The following is a 3091-nucleotide window of genomic DNA, read 5'->3' as shown; positions in this document are numbered from 1 at the left end:
TTTGATTAAGTCCTCGATCGATTAGTATCCGTCAGCTCCATGTGTCGCCACACTTCCACACCGGACCTATCAACCTGATCATCTTTCAGGGATCTTACTCGCTTGCGCGATGGGAAATCTCATCTTGAGGGGGGCTTCATGCTTAGATGCTTTCAGCACTTATCCCGTCCGCACATAGCTACCCAGCGATGCCTTTGGCAAGACAACTGGTACACCAGCGGTGCGTCCATCCCGGTCCTCTCGTACTAAGGACAGCTCCTCTCAAATTTCCTGCGCCCGCGACGGATAGGGACCGAACTGTCTCACGACGTTCTGAACCCAGCTCGCGTACCGCTTTAATGGGCGAACAGCCCAACCCTTGGGACCGACTACAGCCCCAGGATGCGATGAGCCGACATCGAGGTGCCAAACCTCCCCGTCGATGTGAACTCTTGGGGGAGATAAGCCTGTTATCCCCGGGGTAGCTTTTATCCGTTGAGCGATGGCCCTTCCATGCGGAACCACCGGATCACTAAGCCCGACTTTCGTCCCTGCTCGACTTGTAGGTCTCGCAGTCAAGCTCCCTTGTGCCTTTACACTCTGCGAATGATTTCCAACCATTCTGAGGGAACCTTTGGGCGCCTCCGTTACTCTTTAGGAGGCGACCGCCCCAGTCAAACTGCCTGCCAGACACTGTCTCCCACCCGGATCACGGGTGCGGGTTAGAAGGTCAGTACAGCAAGGGTAGTATCCCACCGATGCCTCCATGGAAGCTGGCGCTCCCATTTCCTAGGCTCCTACCTATCCTGTACAAGCTGCACCAACATTCAATATCAGGCTGCAGTAAAGCTCCACGGGGTCTTTCCGTCCTGTCGCGGGTAACCTGCATCTTCACAGGTACTATAATTTCACCGAGTCTCTCGTTGAGACAGTGCCCAGATCGTTGCGCCTTTCGTGCGGGTCGGAACTTACCCGACAAGGAATTTCGCTACCTTAGGACCGTTATAGTTACGGCCGCCGTTTACTGGGGCTTCAATTCGCACCTTCGGTTTGCACCTAAGCGCTCCTCTTAACCTTCCAGCACCGGGCAGGCGTCAGCCCCTATACTTCGCCTTGCGGCTTCGCAGAGACCTGTGTTTTTGCTAAACAGTCGCCTGGGCCTATTCACTGCGGCTCTCTCGGGCTTACACCCTATCAGAGCACCCCTTCTCCCGAAGTTACGGGGTCATTTTGCCGAGTTCCTTAACGAGAGTTCTCTCGATCACCTTAGGATTCTCTCCTCGCCTACCTGTGTCGGTTTGCGGTACGGGCACCTTTTACCTCGCTAGAGGCTTTTCTTGGCAGTGTGGAATCAGGAACTTCGGTACTATATTTCCCTCGCCATCACAGCTCCGCCTTAGGATGAAGGATTTGCCTCCACCCCGGCCTAACTGCTTGGACGCGCATATCCAACAGCGCGCTTACCCTATCCTCCTGCGTCCCCCCATTGCTCAAACGGTAAAAAGGTGGTACAGGAATATCAACCTGTTGTCCATCGCCTACGCTTTTCAGCCTCGGCTTAGGCCCCGACTAACCCTGAGCGGACGAGCCTTCCTCAGGAAACCTTAGGCATTCGGTGGAAGGGATTCTCACCCTTCTTTCGCTACTCATACCGGCATTCTCACTTCTAAGCGCTCCACAAGTCCTTCCGGTCTTGCTTCACCGCCCTTAGAACGCTCTCCTACCACTGACACCAACGGTGTCAATCCGCAGCTTCGGTGATCCGTTTAGCCCCGGTACATTTTCGGCGCAGAATCACTCGACCAGTGAGCTATTACGCACTCTTTAAATGGTGGCTGCTTCTAAGCCAACATCCTGGTTGTCTAAGCAACTCCACATCCTTTTCCACTTAACGGATACTTGGGGACCTTAGCTGGCGGTCTGGGCTGTTTCCCTCTCGACTACGGATCTTATCACTCGCAGTCTGACTCCCAAGGACAAGTCATTGGCATTCGGAGTTTGTCTGAATTCGGTAACCCGATGAGGGCCCCTAGTCCAAACAGTGCTCTACCTCCAAGACTCTTCTCCTTGAGGCTAGCCCTAAAGCTATTTCGGAGAGAACCAGCTATCTCCAGGTTCGATTGGAATTTCACCGCTACCCACACCTCATCCCCGCACTTTTCAACGTACGTGGGTTCGGGCCTCCAGTAAGTGTTACCTTACCTTCACCCTGGACATGGGTAGATCACCTGGTTTCGGGTCTACGACCTCATACTCAAAACGCCCTATTCAGACTCGCTTTCGCTGCGGCTCCGTCTCTTCGACTTAACCTTGCATGAAATCGTAACTCGCCGGTTCATTCTACAAAAGGCACGCCATCACACATGAATGTGCTTTGACTATTTGTAGGCACACGGTTTCAGGATCTCTTTCACTCCCCTTCCGGGGTGCTTTTCACCTTTCCCTCACGGTACTGGTTCACTATCGGTCACTAGGGAGTATTTAGCCTTGGGAGATGGTCCTCCCAGCTTCCGACGGGATTTCACGTGTCCCGCCGTACTCAGGATCCACTCAGGAGGGAACGAAGTTTCAACTACAGGGCTGTTACCTTCTATGGCGGACCTTTCCAGATCGCTTCGCCTACCCCGTTCCTTTGTAACTCCATGTTGAGTGTCCTACAACCCCAAGAGGCAAGCCTCTTGGTTTGGGCTCTTTCCGTTTCGCTCGCCGCTACTTGGGAAATCGATTTTTCTTTCTCTTCCTCCGGGTACTTAGATGTTTCAGTTCCCCGGGTCTGCCTTCCATTTCCTATGAATTCAGAAATGGATCCTACCCCATTACGGGCAGGGGGTTTCCCCATTCGGAAATCTCCGGATCAAAGCTTGCTTACAGCTCCCCGAAGCATATCGGTGTTAGTCCCGTCCTTCATCGGCTCCTAGTGCCAAGGCATCCACCGTGCGCCCTTTCTAACTTAATCATAAAAAGGTTTCTTATGGATAATTCCATAAGGTGATGTTTTCTTGGTTTGTTACTTCTCTATTATCTGGTTTTCAAGGAACAAAAAATGTTTTGAGAGTTCAACCTCTCAAAACTGAACGAAACGAAACGTCTTCTGATCAGCGCTCGGCTGATC

Annotated in this window: 1 rRNA gene; it reads right to left on the bottom strand. The window is 52.6% G+C overall.

The features are described 5' to 3' along the window. Nucleotide 1: 1 nt before the first annotated feature. Nucleotides 2–2935: ribosomal RNA gene (locus tag KHA97_RS19625) — 23S ribosomal RNA — on the bottom strand. Between the last annotated feature and the right edge of the window lie 156 nt (nt 2936–3091).

Origin of the sequence: Lederbergia citri, assembly GCF_018343625.1 — a bacterium.
GTDB lineage: Bacteria > Bacillota > Bacilli > Bacillales > Bacillaceae_C > Lederbergia > Lederbergia citri.
Note: the sequence above shows the minus strand (reverse complement) of the source record. Positions and strands in the feature narration are given on the sequence as shown.